We start from the raw sequence: 18,184 nt of genomic DNA on the forward strand, positions 1-18,184 counted from the left end.
TTTTAACAATTGGATGATAATAGGCGGAAATTGACTTTACAAATCCTTCTTATAATGACGAATGTAAACGCATGACAAGGGTTGGGGCAACAAATCGATAGACCAATTTGGGAGACAAAGAAGGGTGACCGAGCCAATGGTGATGAGAAAAGCAGTAGCAGCATCCGTAGCAGCCGCAGTCGTAGCGACGTCGATCGTCAGCGCCGCGTCCGCAGCGCCTGCCGCGAAGACAGTCGCGGCAGTCCAAGCGCAGCAATCGACCTTCACGGTGAACGGCAACGCAGTGGCATTCCGAGTCGTAACGAAGAACGGCGAAACGCTTGTATCCGTTCGCGATCTGGCCCAAGCGATCGGCGCTAACATCGCGGTAAACAACGGCGCGCTGACGGTAACGCTGAACGGCCACACGGTCGAAGTGAAGCTGAACGCGAAGCAGCTGACGGCGGACGGCGCCGCCGTGAGCCTGAAGCAGCCGATCCAGCTGGTGAACGGCTCGACTTATATCGCGCTGCGTCCTTTCATTGCCGGCCTTGGCGGCACGGTCGCCCTGAACGCCGGCCAAATCTCCGTGTCGACGGTGCAATTGCTCGAAGGAGCGGAGAATCCTCGGTTTGTAAACGCTAGCACGCTGCTCGTTTCCACGATTCAAGAAGAAGGCCGCACGGACTACCTGGTCGACACCGCAACCGGCAAGAGCGAGGTTCTGATGACTTCGACCGACAAGTCGGATCTGGTCGTCGCGCCTAACGGCCAGCAAGCGATTTTCTCCGATAACGAGGGCCTGCTGTATCTGATCAATCTCTCGACCAAGGCCGTCGCCAAGCTCTCCGACGACAACAACATCAAGCCCGAGCTGGTCTGGTCCCCGGACAGCGGCACGGTATACTTCCTGCAAGGCGACAAGGGATCGGTCATCGCCAAGATCGACGTTACCAGCGGCGAAATCACGAAGATCCTGGAAGACAAGGTCGACTACAAGTCCAGCCTGAACGTCTCCGCGGACGGAACGCAGTTCGTTTACGCGGTAACAACGCTCGGCAAGGTAACGGCCGACTCGACGAACGTGGACGAAGACAACGTCGATATCGATTTTTCGGCGAACCAAATCCAAATCTTCTCCTTCGATTCCACGGTGAAGGACGGCAAGCCGACCCAACTGACGAAGGGGACGGACGACAAGATCTTCATCACTTCCGCCGATGGCAAGAACGCCGCATATGTGAGCGTACCGAACGAAAACTCGAACGCGGTTCTCGTCGCGGCGGCGGCGGACGGCACGACCAAGAATCTGTACGGCGCGCATGACGTGCTGGAGTCGGTCCAATATGCCGGCAAGCTCTACGTGCTCGCGGCGAACAGCGATACCGAGAACGGCATTTACGAAGTAACGGCTTCGGGCGCCGCGAACCAGCTGTACGCGGTATCGGCGGAAGTGTCCTCCATCGTCGTATCGGAATCCGGCATCGCGGTCGTCCGCGACGGCTCGATTCTCGTCAAGAACGGCAATTCCTGGACGGCCGTCACCAAGTAATCGTTCGCAGGGCATCCATTCGCCGAGATTTCATTTGCCGCGTTTTCATTCGATAGAATCGAGAGGAGTCATTCTTCCATGAGAAAATGGATCAAATCCCTTACCGCCGTCGCGCTGGCGGTATCCCTGATCGGGGGCGCGACCTCCGCGGCTTCCGCGGCCAGCACCCTGAAAGGCAAAATCGTCATCAACGGGTCCTCCGCGCTGCTGCCTCTGACGCTTCAAGCGGCCAGCGAATTCAAGAAGCTCAACCCGAAGGTCAAGATCTCCGCATCCGCGGCCGGCTCGATCACGGGCCCGCAAGCGGTCCGCAAAGGAATCGCCGACATCGGCGCCGTAGACTGGGATGCTTCGCAAGACGTGCCGGGCTTCAAGAAGTTCGACGGCCAAGTGGCCAACCCGGTTGCCGTTACCGTGTTCTCCGCTATCGTTCACAAGGACGTTAAGGTAAGCAGCCTGACGACGAAGCAGCTGCAAGACATCTTCTCCGGCAAGATCACGAACTGGAAGGATGTCGGCGGCGATGACGAAGACATCGTGGTCGTCAACCGCAAGTTCGGTTCCGGCACCCGCGTCAACTTCCAAATGAAGGCCCTAAGCGGCACGGAATTCATGAGCAAGGGCGACAACTACAAGGAAGTCGGCTCCAGCGGCGACATGAAGACGACGATCGAGACGACCCCGAACTCCATCGGCTATATCGATCTTCCGTACGTAACGAGCAAGATGAAGGCTCTCAGCATCAACGGCGTCGCTCCGACGGAGAAGAACGTTCTGAACGGCACTTACAAGGTATGGGGCATCGGCTACTTCATGACGAAGGGCAAGCCGACCGGAGCGACGAAGGCGTTCATCGAGTACATTCAGAGCAAGACGTTCCAGAACGGCTCGCTGAAGAAGCTGAAGTTCATCCCTCTGGCATCCGTTAAGTAATTGATTATCCCATAAACGAAGAGACAGCCAGCTTGAGCGCCTCGGCGAAAAGCTGGCTTCTCCTTATGAGAGGAGATCATCTCTCCATGATCGAGATGAATCAAGCCGTCCAGACCGCTTCGGCGGAGCTGGGCAACAGCATCCGTACCGGCTCGGGGAAGTCCTTCGACCGAAGAGCTAGATTGAGATGGGCGAACTCCGCCTTCCGCATCGCCTGCATCGCGGCTGCCGCTTTTGTCTGTCTGGTGCTGTTCGGCATTTTATTCCTGATGTTCCGTACCGGCGTCCTGACCTTCCAGGAGGTCAGCTTTGCCGAGTTCTTCTTCTCCGCCGATTGGGATCCGGAGAACGGCCGATACGGCGCGCTGCTGTTTATATTCGGAACCGTTGCGCTTACGGCCCTTACGCTCCTGATCTCCGTCCCCTTCTCGGTGCTTATCGCCGTCTTCCTGGCCGAAGTGACGCCGAAGTGGCTGCGCAACCTGCTTCGTCCGGTGCTTGACCTGCTGGTCGGCATTCCGTCCGTCGTATACGGGTATCTCGGACTCACGGTTCTGATTCCCTGGCTTCGCGACATGACCGGCAAGGATCTGGCCGACGGGCTTCTTGCCGCCGCGATCGTCCTGACCATCATGGTGCTTCCGACCATCAGCCGCGTCAGCGACGACGCGATCTCCGCCGTTCCGAAGAAATACCGCGACGCCTCGTACGCGCTCGGTTCGAACCGTTTCCAGACGATCTTCCGCGTCGTTCTCCCCGCCTCGAGCCGCGGCATCGTGTACGCGGTCATTCTGGGCATGGCCCGCGCGATCGGCGAGACGATGGCGGTCGTCATGGTCATCGGCAACACGGCGCAAATCGCCGACAGCCTGTTCACGCCGACGGCCGTCCTCACCAGCAATATCGTCATGCAGATCTCCAGCGTCGAGTTCGAATCCACTTGGAACTACGCTCTCTATATGATGGGCTTCCTGCTGCTCGTCATTTCGCTGATCATGATCGTTGCCGTTCGTTTCCTTCAGAAGAGAGGAGTCCGCGAATCATGAACGAATCCACCCGTTCCGAAGCCCCTTATTCCTTCGGCAAGCGGAACAGCTCCTCCGCACTGTACGACAGAATTTTCACCGGCCTGGTATGGGGGATCGGCATTCTCGTCATCCTCTTTATCGTCGGTCTCTTGTTTATGCTGCTTAAGAACGGCCTTCCTAAGCTGACCTGGGATTTCTTGTACAGCATTCCGAGCGAGATCGAAGAAGGAGGCGGCATCGGGCCCGCTTTGTTCAACTCGTTCTATCTGCTTGCCATCTCCCTCATTATCTCGATTCCAATCGGCCTTGCCGCCGGAATCTATCTGGCGGAATTCGCGCCGAACAACAAGCTGATCGACTTCGTCCGGATCTGCGTCGAAGGATTGTCCTCGGTTCCGTCGATCATCTTCGGCCTGTTCGGCATCGCCCTCTTCGTCGAGATGTTCCAGATCGGATTGACGATTCTCGGCGGGGCGATCAGCTTGGCGTTCCTGAACCTTCCGATGCTTACGCGCATCACGGAAGAATCGATACGCGCCGTGCCGGTCGAGATGAAGAACGCTTCGTTCGCCCTCGGCTCCACGCATCTGCAGACGATCCGCAAGGTACTCGTTCCGGTTGCCCTGAACGGACTCGTCACGGGCATCTGTCTCACCGCCGGACGCGCGTTCGGCGAGAGCGCGGTCATCATCCTGACCGCCGGCGTGACGACCTCCGGAGTGATGTGGGACTTCAATCTGTTCTCGCCGGGCGAGACGCTTGCGGTCCATCTCTGGTACGTGCAATCCGAGGCGATCGTGCCGGACGCGCAGGAGATCGCCCAGAAGGCGACCTCGGTGCTCATTTTCATCGTGCTGCTGATCAATATCGTTTTCCGCGTGCCGCTGTGGCTGAATTCCCGCAAGACCAAAAGCTAGTATCCACGGGAGGAATCTTGTTTGAAAGCTCTGATCGAGATAGATAAGCTGAATTTGTTCTACGGAACCTTCCAAGCTCTTAAGAATGTATCGATGGAAATTCCCCAGCGGGCGATTACCGCGTTTATCGGCCCTTCGGGCTGCGGCAAGTCGACGCTCCTGCGCACGCTCAACCGCATGAACGACATGATTCCGGGAACGAGAATCGAAGGAAAGATCGCGGTAGGAGGAACGGACATCTACTCCGGCGAAGTACATGTGGAGACCCTGCGCAAGAAGGTAGGCATGGTGTTCCAGCAGCCGAATCCTTTTCCGAAGTCGATCTACGATAACGTGGCGTACGGCCCGAGGCTTCACGGCGTCCGCGGCAAGAAGCAGCTGGACGAGATCGTCGAGTCCAGCCTTCGGGCGGCGGCGCTCTGGGACGAGGTGAAGGATCACCTGAAACGCTCCGCGCTCAGCATCTCCGGCGGCCAGCAGCAGCGGCTGTGCATCGCCCGCGCGCTGGCGGTCGAGCCGGACGTGCTGCTTATGGACGAAGCGACCTCGGCTCTCGATCCGATCTCCACGCTGAAGATCGAAGAGCTGGCGCAGGAGCTCAAGGATAAGTACACGATCGTCATGGTGACCCACAACATGCATCAAGCCGCCCGAGTCTCTCATCAGACCGTGTTCTTCCTGAACGGGGAAGTCGTCGAGTATTCGGAGACCGAGAAGCTGTTCTCCGATCCGTCCGACCAGCGGACGGAAGACTATATCAGCGGAAGGTTCGGTTAAGCGAAAGCCGAACGGAGAGGGGACTTGTGATGACGGTAAGAAGAGAGTTCGATCGCGGCCTGCAGGAGATGCAGGCGCTGCTCGGCGAGATGGGCGGACGCGTCGAGAAGGCGCTGGTGGACGCGACGGACGCGCTCGTCAACCTTAACGCGCTCAAGGCGAGAAAAATCGTGAAGGAAGATTTGGAATTGAACCAGCTGGAGGAGCGGGTGATGGAGCTCGGCTCCAAGCTGATCGCGACCCAGCAGCCGGTGGCGAAGGACCTTCGGCGCATTCTCGCCGCCTTCAAGATCGCTTCGGATTTGGAGAGAATGGGCGATCTGTCCGTGGATGTGGCCAAGGTCGTCCTTCGACTCGAGGGCCAGACGCTCATCAAGCCGCTGATCGATCTGCCGAGAATGTCGGACGCGGTTCGCATGATGATCTCGGAGTCCGTTCAGTCGTATTCCGACGAGAACGTGGACTTGGCTTACAAAATGAGCAAGGACGACGACCTGGTCGACGCGCTGTACAGCCAGATCATCCGCGAGCTGCTGACGCTAATGGTCGAGAACCCGAAGACGATCCCGCAAGCGACGCTTCTCAGCTTCGTCGGCCGCTACTACGAGCGCATCGCCGACCATGCGACGAACATCGGAGAGAGCACCGTTTATCTGGTTACGGGTTCGCGTCCGGACTTGAACGCCTGAACGTGGGCAAGCTCGTTTGGCCTTGAGCGTTTCATGCACGGCCTCTATAATTGGACTTCATGCCTATTCTCCAATTCGGCCCAGACAGTACCTTATCCCTTCCGCTCATGTCCCGGAGGGAAGGGCGGGTATCGAATGTCTGCCGACAGCAGGCTCGATACGGTAGTTGGGCTGGCCGGCGTAAAATTTGAGATCGATGCTTACTAGAGAATAAATCGCTACTTCTGGCTGTAGGCGTTTATCTGCGGATGAAGCCCAACAACGAGCGAGATGGCCCTGCAAGATTTCTCTCAGCTTCTAAAAAAACCGTTCCTCGTCAGAGAGGAACGGTTTTACATTTTATACCAAATGAGCGGAGGGGATAAGGCACTGTTTTGCCCTGCTTAGATAAGTCCCCCTTACCGCGGGCATGAAGCCGCCCACTAGCCTTCTTCAGCAAGATTCATTCCTCGCAGAACAAAGGAACGAACTCGATGCCGGCCTCCGAGATGCGAACGAGGCCTTTGTCGGAGATGCGGAGCGTCGGGATGACGACGAGGGCGAGAAGGGACAGAGTCATAAACGCATAGTTGAGCGTGCATCCGGCGGAGACGAGCGCGCGGCTGATGGACGCGGACTGCTCGGCGGCGACCTCGAACGGTTCGGCCGACATGAGTCCGGCGATCCGGAGCGGGAAGGACGTCGCCCCCTCCTCCGTGACGACGGCGGTGCCGCCCTGCATGCGGATGACTTCGTTCGCCGCTTCGGCCATCAGCTCTTCGGAATTGCCGATGATCAGCACGTTGTGGCTGTCGTGCGCGACGGTCATGGCGATCGCGGCGGGCTTCGAGAAGCCGATATTCGCGACGAGTCCGACCGAGCGGTTGCCCGTCTCTTTATGGCGCTCCAGCACGGCGATTTTGCAGAGGCCGCTGTTCGGGGCAAGCGCGATCCGGGAATTCTCGACCGGAACCTTAAGCTTCAGTTCCGGCGTCTCGACGTGATTCTCGACGACCTGAATGACGCGGACGAGCGCCTCGCCGGATTCGATCGGCGCGGCGATCTCGAACGCGGAAGCGGCGATGTCCGGCTTCAGCCGGACCGAGTTGCGCACCTTCTCCGGATATTCGTAGGCCGGAAGCTCCACGACCATCTTGCCGTTCTCCGCGACGACGACGCCGGCCGCTATCGTCGTTGCGACGTTCACGTCGGCCAACCGCCCGTCGAGCAGCAGAATGTCGGCGAAGCTTCCCGGCGTGAGCGAGCCGACGTCGCGGGAGACGCCGAAGCGCTCCGCGGTGTTGATCGTCGCCATCTGGAAAGCGGTGATCGGCTTCACGCCCTGAAGGATGGCGTCCCGAACGACGAAGTTCATGTGGCCCTCGTCCCGGATCGACTCCGAGCTGCGGTCGTCGGTGACGAGCATCATGCGGCGGGTGTCGATGCCGGATTCGGTATGCGCCCGAATCGTGTTCGCGACGTCGTGCCATGCGGATCCGCGGCGCATCTTCGCGTACATGCCCAAGCGAATGCGCTCGATGACGTCCTCCGGAGTGACGCATTCGTGGTCGCCGGTGATGCCGCTCGCCGCATAGACCGGCAGGCGCCAGTCATTCGACGGCCACGTGAAGTGGCCGTCGGCGATACGGCCGGCCGCCAGGGTCTCCTTCAGGATCGCGGCCATTTTCTTGTCCCCGTAGACGACGCCGGGGAAGTTCATCACTTCGCCGAGGCCGATCATGTCCGGGCCCCAGCGGAACGCTTCCGCGACGTCCTCCGGCTCGACGGAGGAGCCGGTCGTCTCGAATTCGGAGCCGGCGGCGGGCACGCAGGACGCCACTTGCATATAGGCGGCAAGAGGAGTGCCCAAGCCCTCCTCCCGCATCAGCTTGATCCCTTCGATGCCGAACACGTTCGCCATCTCGTGCGGATCGAAGAAGCCGCCGGTCGTGCCGAGCGGCAGCACGGCTCGAGCGAACTCCGTGACGGTAAGCTGCGTGCTCTCGATATGGGCATGCCCGTCAAGCAGCCCAGGAGCCATATACTTGCCCTTAGCATCGACGATCCGCGTCTTGGGACCGATCAGATGGGAGACTTCCTTGCCGACATAGGCAATTCGCGAGCCTTGCACGGCGATGGACATGTCCGGCAGCAGCTCGCCGGAGACGACGTTCACGAGATTTCCGTTCCGCACGACAAGAGAAGCCTTGACGTCTCCTCTGGCGGTAGACACAAGGCTCTCGAAACATTCGGATAAAGGGGGTCTAAGGAATTTCAATTTGTTTGCACGCTCCAATCGCCATTCTTACCTCCTAGTATCCCATCTCGCGAGCCGTTCGCGCAAATCGAAACTCACTTCCGGAGACGAATTCGATTCGTCTCGGAGGGAGGAAGATACTCGATAACCGGAGCAATCGGGGCTTCCAGCGAGGCGGACGCGGCCGGAGCAGCCTTCGGCATGCGGCCTTCTCGGCCGTCGGGCTGACCCTTTGCCTTTACGGAGCGGCCGGATTTCAGTCGGGATGCATAAATCCGGTAGGCGAGCAAGACGGCAACCGTCATCCCGGTGACGGCGTACATGCCGGAGATCGCGGGGTCCTTCGAATCGGTTCCGATTAGAGTCCCGTGCAGCAAGGCCATTCCATAACCGGCGAACGCCAGAAAATGGATCGCGCGCCAAACCTTCCGCCCCAGCCGCTTCATCAGATCGGAGCTGGCGATCAGGATCGCGGAGATATAGAGCGATAAAGTTCCGAGTCCCGCCAGCCAGCGGTGATCGTCGGAAGCGAACGGAATCGCCAGCTCCGCGGCCGAGTATCCCACGTATTCGTCGAACAATAGCACCATGCCGTGCATCATTCCGAAGAGGAAGCCGAACCAGCCTGTCCATTGATGGACGGCGAGGATGACCGCTTGGTTCTTGCCGCTTAGCTTGCCGCTCATCAGAAGACCGGCCGCCGTCGAGACGAAGAGCAGAAGATAAGACGTGATTCCGGCGGCTCTCGTCGTCGCCCAGACGGAGAAATACTCAGATAGCTGCTGCATAGGAGCCGCCTCCGATCTCGGCATACTCATTAAGCGAGCCGCCTTTGAAGAGATGCCCCTCGCCGTTGACGGCGACGCAGCCTAAACCGGGTTTGCGGGCTTCCAGCCATGGAATGCCGGCTTCGGAGCCTAGAATCAGCAAGCATTTGGCATAAACCTCCGCCTCCGTCAAGGAAGGGGCCAGCACGGTTGCCTGCACGAGATCGGTATCAGCCGGGCGCTGCGTGCGCGGGTCGATCAGATGATGCCGTACGCCCTCTTTGGTGCCCCAACGCCGCTTCAGGGTGCTGCTCGTCGCAATGCCGGCAGGCCGCTTAAGAACGAGGGAGGCCGCGTTTTTCGCTCCGTCGCGCGGATCGGCGATTCCGATCTCCCAGCCTTGGACGGGCTTTCCCCACAGGATCATGTCTCCTCCGGCGTCGATCGCTCCCGTGCCGACTCCTTCCCGCCGAAGCATGCCGGCCAGCTGCTCCGCGCTCCAGCCCTTCGCGATGCCGCCGAGGTCGAGCGATAGCTCCGGATGCAGCCGAATGCCCATCATGCGCCGGTCCAATGCGACCGGCTCCTCCGGCATATCGACGCAATAGTCGTCTGCCGTTTGCCGATCCGAATCGAGACGGAGCTTCTCGATGCTCTCGGAGTAGCCTTGCGCGATAAGCGCTTTGCCCAGATAAGGATTGAACAAGCCGTCCGTCTCGCGATAGTACCGGTCCGCTACGCTCACCGCTTGGTAGAGCAGGGCGGAAGCAAGGAAAGGACGGCCTTCGCTTCGATTCAGCGAAGACAGCTCGCTCTCCGGGAGGAACCGGCTGAGGTTCCTCTCGATAAAGGAGAACCAGGATTCGGCTTTGCCCGCGGAGACGGACGAAAGGCCGATCGTATGGAAGGCAGTGCTCATCGCCGTAAAAGTATGCATGTCGGTTTCTCTCCTTTCGCTTCCGGTAAAGCTTCGCCAGCGTCAGGAACCTCTCGATTGCAAGCCGCCGCCTGCCGAGTTGTCCATGGAGCCGCCTTCTTCGTATGTTCCTCCCGTGCTCTCTCCGAACGATCCGCGGCCGTGCCTGCCGCCGGACTCGCTCTCCCATTGCTGCATCAGGCTGTCCTGGTCGGATTGCCCGGCCGGATCCGTTACGGTCGGAACGGACGATGCGCTGGCCGTCCCCGCATCTTGGTGGGATATATACCCGATTAGAATGGAATACAGCGCGGCTCCCGATAGGCCGACGATCCATTTGATCCCTTTCTTATTCGCCATGGAATCTCCTCCTTGCCCAGTAGAATAAACGAGCAACCTTAGGCCCGCTTGAACGCAGTCTGAAAAACGGCTTAAAAAGGTTCCGCCAACGCTCGCCGTCATCTATCAAGCGCGTTCTTGTCCCATTTTCATATATTGTATGGAAATGATGATTTTCGAAGAGGAGGAGAGGGGATGCATCCTAATTTGGGCATTCTAAGCATAACGTTCGGCTCCATTATCGGATTCGGCTTCGGAACCTGGACGGAGTCGCTCAGCTTCCTGTTGGTCCTTATGGCCGTCGATTACGTTAGCGGCGTTGCGGCTTCGCTGCGCGACGGGAAAGGGTTAAGCAGCGAAGTCGGCTTCTGGGGACTTGCCAAAAAAGGCCTCATGCTGCTGATCGTCATCGTGGCCCATCGGATCGACCTGGTGCTGGGGGCCGACGTGGCGATGGGGGGAGCCGTTTATTTCTATATCGTGAACGAGCTGCTGTCGGTCATGGAGAATTACGGGCGTCTCGGGCTTCCGATGCCGGACAGGCTCCGCGAAGTCATTCGGATTCTGCGGAACAGGGCTGAAAGGAAGGACGACGATCCCTCCAAATAAGGGCCGACTTCGCCGTCTTGTTCATCAAATTGTCAAATGTGAAAAAAAGTTGACGTTCTCCCATAAGGAACAGTTGAGTTCAATTGTGTATTTTAGGTAAAATAAGAGCTAGACATTCGAATGAATCAGGGGGAGCATCAATGTTCAAGTGGATCATGCCAGTATTGATTGTCATCGCTTGCTTGTTCGGCGTTTATTTGCTCGCGGACGGACTGCCCGAGAAACCGAAGGAAGAGCACCTCGCTGAGGGAACGGAATTGCTGAAGATTACGGCGACTAATTTCGAATTCAACGAAGGCGAATATCACGTGAAGGCCGGTACGCCTTACGTTCTTAGCTTCTCGAACAGCCTGGGCACTCACGGCGCCGAAATTGCCGATTTGAATATCAACCTGACCAAGGATAACCCGAGGGTTGAATACACGTTCGATAAGCCCGGTACTTATGAAATGCATTGTTCCATCATGTGCGGACAAGGCCACTCGACCATGACGGCCAAGATCATCGTCGAGTAATCGGCATTAAACGATACAAAAAGGAGCCTCCCGGCTCCTTTTTTCCCGTTGTAAACAAACCCATGGCTTATGCGGCGCTGCGTCTCCTCTGCACGCGGGCGATCCCGACGTCGCAGCAATAGCCGATAATCGCCCAGCTGGCGACGGTAAGCACGTACATGAACAAAACATTTACCTGATGAATATCGCCAAAAAGCTCGACGAACCAGATCGGAACGCTTAACATGAATAAGAAGAGGTTATGCGGATCGTAGCCTGTGGCGTTGAATAAACACAAGGCTACCGCGAACAGCGAGCACACCAAGGTTGCTTTATAGCTCATGCGTAATCCTCCTGCGGCGATGCTTTTTTGACGGGACATGCGTGGGTTCGGCCCAATGTCCGTAGTATGCTCCCGCTTGAAGGATTCATTCGGCTCGCCGCGGTCCGCCGTACACATCAGTCCAATGAAGAAGGAGAGAATAACGAATGATCACTCACATCGTCCTGTTCAAGCTCAAAGATCGCAGTCCGGCAAGCGTGGAGCGCACGGCTCAGGTGCTTCGCAACCTGGAAGGCAAGATCGACGAGCTCAAGTCCATCGAAGTGGGCATCGACGTGCTGCATTCCGAGAGATCCTACGATATCGCCTTGACGACGACGTTCGATTCGATGGACGGGCTTCAAGCCTACCAAGTTCATCCCGAGCACAAAAAGGTCATCGAACACATGAACGAGGTTCGGGAATCCTCCGTTAGCGTCGATTACGAGAGCTGAAGGGGAGGTTCGACGTGAATTCATCCGACACGGGCGCCGGCGATCTGTACGAGATGATGACCTATCTCATCCTCGTCATTATCAGCATGATCGTCATGGTAGCATGGTTAAAACGCAAAGCGAAGCGAAAGCGTCGTAACGACGGGGGTTAAGTTATGTATTACGTAAATCGCGAAGGGATCGAGCGGCGTCTCGGCTGCATCCCCGAGCTTGCCGAGGCATTGGACCATCTGGCCGCCTCCTGGACAGGCTCTCTGCTGGAGGGTCTCGCGCAGGAGCGCGCGCTGCATCTCGCCTTGGAGATCGTGACGGACGTCGGGAATTTCCTGATCGACGGCTTCATGATGAGGGATGCGAGCAGCTACGAGGACATTATCGAAGTCATTGCAGGAGAAGGGGTTCTCACCGCCGAGCAGGAGAAGACGTTCCGCGAGCTCGTTCAGCTTCGCCGGCCTCTCGTTCAGGAGTACGACGAGTGGCCGCGCCGGGAGCTGCATCCGCTCGCCGGAAGCTTGGCCGGGCAGATGATCCGATTCGGGGAAGACATTCGGGAATATCTGCGCCGTGAGCTCGATCCTTGGGAGAAATAATGCCGAAGCCCGATAAGCGCCGTTCTGCGGACCCGTTCCGCGGACGGCGCTTTTGTTATAGGTGAGGACTTTATATACTTTCTGGTATCATAAATAAATTTACGTCCCGTTCATCTTCCGTTACAATAAAGAGAACATCCAAGAGAACATCGGGGTTGACGCGTTCTAAGCGGAACGTTCATGTCCGTGAAAGGAGGAAGCCTCATGCCGCAAGCGGAAGAAGGGACGACGCGCCGACAATTGATGCACCTGCTCCGCACGCAGGGCGGGAGCAGCATCGCGGAGCTGGCGAAGCCGCTCGGGATTACCGAGATGGCGGTTCGCCGCCACATTCATACGATGGAGAAGGACGGGCTCGTAACTTCCACGCTGCTCAGGCAAGCGATGGGACGACCTTCCTACCGATACAAGCTGACGGAACGGGCCGACGAGCTGTTTCCGAAGAATTACCCCCACCTGACGTTGGAGCTTCTCGGGGAACTGGAGGAGCAGGCGTCCGGAGATTCGGTCATCGCCCAATTGTTTCAAGGCAGAAAGCGCAAGCTGGAGGTCAAATACCGCGAACTCATGGAGAGCAAGGAGCTGGGAGAAAAGGTCGCGGAGCTGGCCGGCATTCAGAACGCCGGCGGCTACATGGCGGAATGGGAGACGGCGGAGGACGGAAGCTATCGGCTTCATGAATACAATTGTCCGATCGCGCAGGTCGCGAACCGTTACCGCGAGGCTTGCCATTGCGAGAAGCAGCTGTTCGGAGATTTGCTGGGCGCGGACGTCGAGAGGACGGAGTGTCTGGCGGACGGCGGCAGCCGATGCACGTATAAGATTCGGCGTTCGGAAGGTTAAAGCGAGAGACGTTCATGGGGAATTCGGCCCGGTGAACGTCTCTTTTTTATTTTCCGCCAAAAAAAGGCGGTTTGTCCGCGGTGTCAAGTCAAGCCCACTCTTCTTATACTGGATTAACCGCATGGGCGAATGTCCCGAATGCGTTCAGGATAAAAGAAGGGAGGTGCGCTGCATGGGATGGGAGTTCTTGGGCTATGCGGCGGCTGTGCTTTGTTTGACGGCGGCGGTTGCGATCGCGTTCGTTAGCGTTGCGCTGCGGCGATCGCTGCGCCGTTGGGAGGAAGAGGCCTCGCGGCTGGGGCGCGAGGCGGAGACGGCCATGACGGAATGGCGGCAGCTCGGCCAAGAAGCGGCGAACGCCGCTCGTTTATGCCGCGAGGGGCTCGAAGGTCTGGAATCGCTCGCGCAAGGGGGGCGAGCGATCGGGGAAGCCGCCCGTACGGCAGCCGGAGCCGCCGCGGAAGCGGCGGTAAGCTGGACCCGGAAGCTCTCCGATCAGCTTGCCGCGACGGAAGAGAGACAGACGCGGAGGCTGGGAGAGACGCTCGACTGGATGGAGCTCGGAGTCTTCGTCTGGAACGCCTGGACTCAACATTTCGGCGGCGCGCCGAACGGACACGGTCGTAAATCGGGAGAGAATGCGGATCAGCAGCGGCGATGACCGGTGCCGACCTCGCGCAAGATGATGGCCGAGAGCATCGGCCGAAGCCGGAGAGGAGATATCACCTATGGCAGAGAAGAAAGTCGTCAAGTCCTTCCTGTGGGGAGCGCTCGCGGGCGCCGTAACGGGCGCGGTTACCGCATTGCTGTTCGCACCTAAGGCAGGCAAGGAGCTTCGCAAGGATATTGCCGATACGGCCCATACGGTCGGCGAGAAGACGGTGGAGCTGAGCAAGAAAGCCGGTTCCTCCGCGCAGTCGATCGTCAAGAAATCGGCGGATTGGGCGGTTGACATTCGCTCCAAATTCGCGAAGAAGGCGGATCCGGAGGAAGCGCAGAACGAGGAAGAAGAAACCGTCGCCCTGTAAGCAAGAAGGTAGAACCGAACTGGAAGCCGCCCGCTCCCGCAGGGCGGCTTCCGCGCGTGTTCATGGGCTTGCGGGCTAGAGTCGAACTTGTCCGGGCAAGCGCTGCGATGCAGGTACCTTTTGCGGCACGGTCTCATACTGTATCATGTTCCGACATCACCTATCTGGAGAAAGCGGTGTTCCCGTGCAGCAAGCGATCGCAGTCTTGGACTCCGGCGTGGGAGGACTGACTGTCGTCAGAGAAGTCATGCGCCAGTTGCCTCGAGAGAAAATTCTTTACTTCGGCGACACCGCCCGCACTCCGTATGGGCCGAGGCCGGCGGAAGAGGTCGTCCGATTCACGCGCGAAATCGTCGATTATCAGATTCAGTATCATCCGAAGATGATCGTAATCGCCTGCAACACGGCAACGGCGGTTGCCTTGGACGATATTCGGAGCCGGGTCGGCATTCCGGTCGTCGGCGTCATCAATCCCGGCGCCCGCGCGGCGATCGGAAGAACGAAGACGGGCAAGATCGGCGTGATCGGCACCGAGGGAACGATCAAAAGCGGAGCTTACGAGCAAGCGCTGCGCAGACTGTCGCCTCATATCGAAGTCTGGAGCCAATCTTGCCCTCGGTTCGTTACGCTGGTGGAGGACGGTAACTTTCGCTCCGCAGAGACCCACGAGACGGTAAGGAGCTCCCTGCTCGGCCTGCGGGCGAGTCCGATCGACTGCCTCATTCTCGGCTGCACCCATTACCCGTTCCTGTCGGAGACGATCTCCGAGGTCATGGGACCGGGCGTATCGCTGATCAGCTCGGCGGAGGAGACGGCGAGGGAGATCAGCACGATCCTGCACGAGAACAACCGGCTTGCAGGCAACGACGAAACTCCGATCCATCAATTTTTTTGCAGCGGGGATTCGAGGAAGTTCCAGCAGATCGCCCAGCAATGGCTCGGGGAGCAAATCCGCTTGACCCCTGTCGTCTGGCAGGTTCCGCAGATCGGCTTCTGAGCGTTTTTTTCCGTTCCCATCTATCTTCAATTAACGGTGCCATCCCTCGGCCAATCGGCTGCGGGGTGGCATTTTGGCTATCTCCCGTACATAGGGTGATTACCATATAGGCGATTACATCTTGGAGAGGGGACGGTGGGCTTCTTGAATACCCGCACCTATGTCGTTCAGCAGGGGGACACGCCTCGCCGAATCGCTTCGCGCTTTGGCATAAGCTTGACCGCGCTTGCCGCGGCGAACCCGCAATCCATCGAAGGAGAGGCGCTTCTTCCGGGCGAGCTTCTGGACATCCCGATCGGCCCTCCTCGCCGATACGTCGTTCAGGAGGGAGACACTTGGGAGAGCATCGCGCAGAAGGCAGGGTGCACGGCGAGAAGGCTGCGCGAGCTCAATTCGGCTCATCTCGCATTGGTACCGGGCGGGGAGTGCGTGCTGGAGCTCCCGACGGCGGGAGATCGGATCGTCCGCTGCGACGCGGAATACGGCTCGACCCAGTTGGCCAGAGATCTGGAGAGGCTTCGCCGGGAGTATCCGTTCCTGGTCGTTCGGACGATCGGCCACAGCGTTCTCGGCAAGCCGATTTACGCCGTCCGCATCGGAGACGGGCCGTTCCGGCTGCAGGCCAACGGGGCCGTGCACGCGAACGAGTGGATCACGTCGCTGGCTTTGATGCGATTCGCCGAAGAGTACGCCAGGGCGTGCAAATGGCGAGGCTCCTTCGGCGGGATGAACGCGGTCCATGGCTTCGAAGGCTGCACCCTGTGGATCGTGCCGATGGTCAATCCCGACGGAGTGGATCTGACGCAGGACGCGCTTCGAACGGGACATCCCATGTACAAGGAGCTGCTTCGCTGGAACGGCGGTTCCCATCGTTTCGCCCGCTGGAAAGCCAATATTAGAGGCGTGGACTTGAACGATCAATTCCCCGCCCATTGGGAGGAAGAGAAGAAGCGGCGGGCGGCGGACGGCCCCGGTCCCCGCGATTATTCCGGCACGGCGCCCTTGTCTGAGCCGGAGGCCCGCGCCCTTGCTTCCTTCACGGAGGAGATCGACTTTCATTCGGTGCTTTCTTTTCATACGCAAGGGGAAGAAATCTATTGGAACTATCGGGGGTTGGAGCCGCCGCAATCCAAAGCTTGGTCCGAGAAGCTGGGACAGGCGTCGGGCTACCGGCCCGTTCGGCTCGAGGGCAGCGATGCCGGCTTCAAGGACTGGTTCATCCAGCGGTTTCGCAGGCCCGGGTTTACGGTCGAACTTGGCTGGGGCCGCAATCCGCTGCCGCTGGAGACCATCCACGACGTGTACGCCGAGACGGCCTGCCTCCTGACGACGGCGATGGAGCTGGGAATGAGCGAGGAGTACGGCTGAATTTCAACTTGATTTAAGCTGATTCGTTCCTAATGGGGAAACATAGAGGCAGGCGGGATAGGATAAGGAGAAAAAAGCGGAAAGATGGCCGTGTGCAGCCGGGTAGATTGGCGACGGGAGCGATAATGGCGAATGCGGCTAACCGCAACCGAAATTATCGTTCCCGTCGCCCGTGCTTTTCGTCTTATTTGGGAAGGAGTACTTTCATCTGCTATACTGGGGTCATCCGTTGGCGGAAGGGAGAGGAACGAGTATGGCAAGACGCAATAGCGCTTCATGGATAAAACTCGGCGTCCGTCTGCCCGGCCGGGTGTGGAGGGTGCTCCGGTCTCCTCGCGTACCCGTTCGGGACAAGCTGTTGTTCATCGTGCCCGTCGTACTCTATTGGGTGCTGCCGGATCTGATGCCCTTTATGCCCATTGACGATATCGCGGTCACGATCGCGCTCGCGGGCTGGTACGCGGGTCGGATGGAGAACAAATACGGGATAAAAACGTGACGATCGCGGCGCGGACGACGGTACGCCGGGCGTTCATTCCTCCGGGCGATTAAGAGAGCATTCCATTCTTGAGTTCCTGAACGGAAGTCATTACAATAGAACGAGAGCAAGCAAGAGACAAGCCGGATCGTCGGCGATGTCTACTAAATAGAGCAGAGACAGGAGCGAGACCTCACATGAAGTGCAAAATTACGCGCAACGCGGCGAAGATTCTGCTGAAGGAGATCGAGAAGCCGGAGAACGAAGGGCTGAAGCTTCGCGTATTCGTGACCCACGCCCACGGCGATCATGCCCACTACGGCATGGATCTGGACAAGCAGAAGGACGGCGACGTCGTCGTCTCCACGGACAAGGGCATCGATGTCCTTCTGAAGGAAGGAGAAGACTTCCTCGACGGAATCATCATCGACTACCTGTACATCCCGCAGGAAGGCTTCGTTATCACGAATCCGAGCAAAGGCAACCATGGCGAGCACTGAGGAACAAGTCAGACCCCGCAAGGCGACGAACGACATTATCATTTGCGATAAGTGCAGGCATATTCGGATCAAGTCGCTCGCAAGCAAGCTGCAGGCGGCTGCGCCGGGAACCGAGATTAAAGTGGGATGCAAGTCTTATTGCGGGCCGTGCAAGCGGACGGGCTTCGTCTTCGTAAACGGACGATACTTGAAAGGCGACACGGAGGAAGAGCTTGTCGAGAAAGCCAAGCCATTCATTAAATAAGGTTACTTCGTCGGATCGAAGGGTGCCTCGAAAGTCATTCATTGACTGTCGAGGCACCCTTTTGCGCGCAAGGGCAACCGGCCGGATCGGAGCGTTCTTATAGAAAAGTTCTATTTGGCATGC

The 18,184-nt window shown here is 58.4% G+C and carries 24 protein-coding genes; 19 read left to right on the forward strand and 5 right to left on the reverse strand.

The features are described 5' to 3' along the window. Positions 1 to 124 precede the first annotated feature (124 nt). The 6 genes from H7B67_RS29165 to phoU all read left to right on the forward strand — a co-directional run bounded on the left by H7B67_RS29165 (position 125) and on the right by phoU (position 5,875). A complete protein-coding gene (locus H7B67_RS29165; protein WP_342592647.1) occupies positions 125 to 1,531 on the forward strand; it encodes a stalk domain-containing protein in 1,407 nt (468 codons plus the stop codon). A gap of 78 nt (positions 1,532 to 1,609) precedes the next feature. Next, the gene (locus H7B67_RS29170; protein ID WP_185123429.1) at positions 1,610 to 2,464 is read left to right on the forward strand and encodes a phosphate ABC transporter substrate-binding protein; all 855 of its coding nucleotides are present in this window, start codon (positions 1,610 to 1,612) and stop codon (positions 2,462 to 2,464) included. 95 nt (positions 2,465 to 2,559) lie between these two features. Beyond that, positions 2,560 to 3,510, forward strand: coding sequence for a phosphate ABC transporter permease subunit PstC (gene pstC, locus H7B67_RS29175; RefSeq protein ID WP_425353928.1), 951 nt, complete (start codon positions 2,560 to 2,562; stop codon positions 3,508 to 3,510). Then, positions 3,507 to 4,409: a phosphate ABC transporter permease PstA gene (gene pstA / locus H7B67_RS29180; RefSeq protein WP_185123431.1), complete on the forward strand. Its 903-nt coding sequence runs from the start codon at positions 3,507 to 3,509 to the stop codon at positions 4,407 to 4,409. The genes pstC and pstA overlap by 4 nt, the downstream gene beginning before the upstream one ends. Before the next feature lie 21 nt (positions 4,410 to 4,430). Further along, positions 4,431 to 5,186, forward strand: coding sequence for a phosphate ABC transporter ATP-binding protein PstB (gene pstB, locus H7B67_RS29185; RefSeq protein WP_126957712.1), 756 nt, complete (start codon positions 4,431 to 4,433; stop codon positions 5,184 to 5,186). Between the two features lie 29 nt (positions 5,187 to 5,215). Beyond that, positions 5,216 to 5,875: a phosphate signaling complex protein PhoU gene (gene phoU / locus H7B67_RS29190; RefSeq protein ID WP_185123432.1), complete on the forward strand. Its 660-nt coding sequence runs from the start codon at positions 5,216 to 5,218 to the stop codon at positions 5,873 to 5,875. Between the two features lie 442 nt (positions 5,876 to 6,317). Here phoU and H7B67_RS29195 read toward each other — a convergent pair whose 3' ends face one another. The 4 genes from H7B67_RS29195 to H7B67_RS29210 all read right to left on the reverse strand — a co-directional run bounded on the left by H7B67_RS29195 (position 6,318) and on the right by H7B67_RS29210 (position 10,154). Beyond that, positions 6,318 to 8,087, reverse strand: a complete 1,770-nt coding sequence (locus H7B67_RS29195; RefSeq protein ID WP_342592648.1) for an adenine deaminase — start codon at positions 8,085 to 8,087, stop codon at positions 6,318 to 6,320. Positions 8,088 to 8,206: 119 nt separating this feature from the next. After that, positions 8,207 to 8,899, reverse strand: coding sequence for a ferric reductase-like transmembrane domain-containing protein (locus H7B67_RS29200; RefSeq protein ID WP_185123433.1), 693 nt, complete (start codon positions 8,897 to 8,899; stop codon positions 8,207 to 8,209). Then, positions 8,883 to 9,815, reverse strand: a complete 933-nt coding sequence (locus H7B67_RS29205; RefSeq protein WP_185123434.1) for an FAD:protein FMN transferase — start codon at positions 9,813 to 9,815, stop codon at positions 8,883 to 8,885. The genes H7B67_RS29200 and H7B67_RS29205 overlap by 17 nt, the downstream gene beginning before the upstream one ends. 42 nt (positions 9,816 to 9,857) lie before the next feature. Further along, positions 9,858 to 10,154 (reverse strand): hypothetical protein, encoded by a 297-nt coding sequence (locus tag H7B67_RS29210; protein ID WP_185123435.1) that lies wholly within the window; start codon positions 10,152 to 10,154, stop codon positions 9,858 to 9,860. 174 nt (positions 10,155 to 10,328) lie between these two features. Between H7B67_RS29210 and H7B67_RS29215 the strand changes: the two genes are divergently transcribed. Next, positions 10,329 to 10,742 carry a phage holin family protein gene (locus H7B67_RS29215; RefSeq protein WP_185123436.1) on the forward strand — a complete coding sequence of 138 codons (414 nt, stop codon included), beginning with the start codon at positions 10,329 to 10,331 and terminating at the stop codon, positions 10,740 to 10,742. 140 nt (positions 10,743 to 10,882) lie between these two features. Beyond that, positions 10,883 to 11,257 (forward strand): cupredoxin domain-containing protein, encoded by a 375-nt coding sequence (locus tag H7B67_RS29220; protein WP_185123437.1) that lies wholly within the window; start codon positions 10,883 to 10,885, stop codon positions 11,255 to 11,257. Positions 11,258 to 11,324: 67 nt separating this feature from the next. Here the strand turns inward: H7B67_RS29220 and H7B67_RS29225 are convergent, their stop codons facing one another. After that, entirely contained in the window at positions 11,325 to 11,579 is a 255-nt protein-coding gene (locus tag H7B67_RS29225; protein WP_185123438.1) for a hypothetical protein, read from the reverse strand. Positions 11,580 to 11,725: 146 nt separating this feature from the next. On the opposite strand from H7B67_RS29225, the gene H7B67_RS29230 reads away from it, so the two are divergent. The 11 genes from H7B67_RS29230 (at position 11,726) to H7B67_RS29280 (ending at position 18,061) form a co-directional block, all read left to right on the forward strand. Then, a complete protein-coding gene (locus H7B67_RS29230; RefSeq protein WP_185123439.1) occupies positions 11,726 to 12,013 on the forward strand; it encodes a Dabb family protein in 288 nt (95 codons plus the stop codon). 14 nt (positions 12,014 to 12,027) lie between these two features. Continuing rightward, the gene (locus H7B67_RS29235) at positions 12,028 to 12,165 is read left to right on the forward strand and encodes a hypothetical protein (protein WP_185123462.1); all 138 of its coding nucleotides are present in this window, start codon (positions 12,028 to 12,030) and stop codon (positions 12,163 to 12,165) included. Positions 12,166 to 12,168: 3 nt separating this feature from the next. Next, a complete protein-coding gene (locus H7B67_RS29240) occupies positions 12,169 to 12,603 on the forward strand; it encodes a DUF86 domain-containing protein (RefSeq protein ID WP_185123440.1) in 435 nt (144 codons plus the stop codon). Between the two features lie 204 nt (positions 12,604 to 12,807). Continuing rightward, complete coding sequence (locus tag H7B67_RS29245; RefSeq protein ID WP_185123441.1) at positions 12,808 to 13,446, forward strand: helix-turn-helix transcriptional regulator; 639 nt, start codon at positions 12,808 to 12,810, stop codon at positions 13,444 to 13,446. Between the two features lie 172 nt (positions 13,447 to 13,618). Further along, positions 13,619 to 14,107 (forward strand): hypothetical protein, encoded by a 489-nt coding sequence (locus H7B67_RS29250; RefSeq protein ID WP_185123442.1) that lies wholly within the window; start codon positions 13,619 to 13,621, stop codon positions 14,105 to 14,107. 67 nt (positions 14,108 to 14,174) lie between these two features. Further along, entirely contained in the window at positions 14,175 to 14,474 is a 300-nt protein-coding gene (locus H7B67_RS29255) for a YtxH domain-containing protein (protein ID WP_185123443.1), read from the forward strand. Between the two features lie 184 nt (positions 14,475 to 14,658). Next, complete coding sequence (racE, locus tag H7B67_RS29260) at positions 14,659 to 15,471, forward strand: glutamate racemase (protein WP_185123444.1); 813 nt, start codon at positions 14,659 to 14,661, stop codon at positions 15,469 to 15,471. 135 nt (positions 15,472 to 15,606) lie between these two features. After that, entirely contained in the window at positions 15,607 to 16,839 is a 1,233-nt protein-coding gene (locus H7B67_RS29265) for a M14 family zinc carboxypeptidase (RefSeq protein WP_342592649.1), read from the forward strand. 253 nt (positions 16,840 to 17,092) lie between these two features. After that, positions 17,093 to 17,338, forward strand: a complete 246-nt coding sequence (locus H7B67_RS29270; protein WP_245364129.1) for a hypothetical protein — start codon at positions 17,093 to 17,095, stop codon at positions 17,336 to 17,338. A 176-nt stretch (positions 17,339 to 17,514) separates the two neighbouring features. After that, the gene (locus H7B67_RS29275; protein ID WP_185123445.1) at positions 17,515 to 17,817 is read left to right on the forward strand and encodes a HesB/IscA family protein; all 303 of its coding nucleotides are present in this window, start codon (positions 17,515 to 17,517) and stop codon (positions 17,815 to 17,817) included. After that, the gene (locus H7B67_RS29280) at positions 17,804 to 18,061 is read left to right on the forward strand and encodes a DUF1450 domain-containing protein (protein WP_185123446.1); all 258 of its coding nucleotides are present in this window, start codon (positions 17,804 to 17,806) and stop codon (positions 18,059 to 18,061) included. Before H7B67_RS29275 ends, H7B67_RS29280 begins: the two co-directional genes overlap by 14 nt. Positions 18,062 to 18,184: the final 123 nt, after the last annotated feature.

The organism is Cohnella thailandensis (assembly GCF_014212135.1).
Lineage (GTDB): Bacteria > Bacillota > Bacilli > Paenibacillales > Paenibacillaceae > Cohnella > Cohnella thailandensis.